General features: G+C 45.3%; 1 protein-coding gene. It reads left to right on the forward strand.

Features of this window, described 5'->3' with window-relative positions:
• On the forward strand, positions 1-857 hold an 857-nt coding region (tuf, locus tag H5118_RS20375; protein ID WP_182738532.1), incomplete at both ends, for an elongation factor Tu.

Below are 857 nucleotides of genomic sequence, written 5' to 3' on the forward strand. Positions count from 1 at the left end.
AAACCGCACGTAAACGTTGGTACAATCGGCCACGTTGACCACGGTAAAACTACACTAACTGCAGCAATCACTAACGTACTTGCAAAAGTATACGGCGGTGTTGCTAAAGATTTCGCATCAATCGACAACGCTCCAGAAGAGCGTGAACGTGGTATCACTATTTCAACGTCTCACGTTGAATACGATACTCCTACACGTCACTACGCACACGTAGATTGTCCTGGTCACGCCGATTATGTTAAAAACATGATCACTGGTGCTGCTCAAATGGATGGCGCGATCTTAGTAGTTGCTGCGACAGATGGCCCTATGCCACAAACACGTGAGCACATCCTTCTTTCTCGTCAAGTTGGCGTTCCTTACATCGTTGTGTTCATGAACAAATGTGACATGGTTGATGACGAAGAGCTACTTGAGCTAGTAGAAATGGAAGTTCGTGAACTTCTTTCAGAATACGATTTCCCAGGTGATGACTTACCTCTAATCGCGGGTTCTGCGCTTAAAGCGTTAGAAGGCGAGAAAGAGTGGGAAGATAAGATTGTTGAGCTTGCAAATGCACTTGATTCTTACATCCCAGAGCCAGAGCGTGACATCGATAAGCCATTCATCATGCCTATCGAAGACGTTTTCTCAATCCAAGGCCGTGGTACTGTTGTAACTGGTCGTGTTGAAGCTGGTATCATCAACGTAAATGACGAAGTTGAAATCGTTGGTATCAGAGAGACTACTAAGTCTACTTGTACTGGTGTTGAAATGTTCCGTAAGCTTCTTGACGAAGGTCGTGCTGGTGAGAACATTGGTGCACTTCTACGTGGTACTAAGCGTGAAGACGTTGAACGTGGTCAAGTACTAGCTAA

Source organism: Pseudoalteromonas sp. SR41-1 (assembly GCF_014164015.1).
In the GTDB taxonomy this organism is placed as follows: domain Bacteria; phylum Pseudomonadota; class Gammaproteobacteria; order Enterobacterales; family Alteromonadaceae; genus Pseudoalteromonas; species Pseudoalteromonas distincta.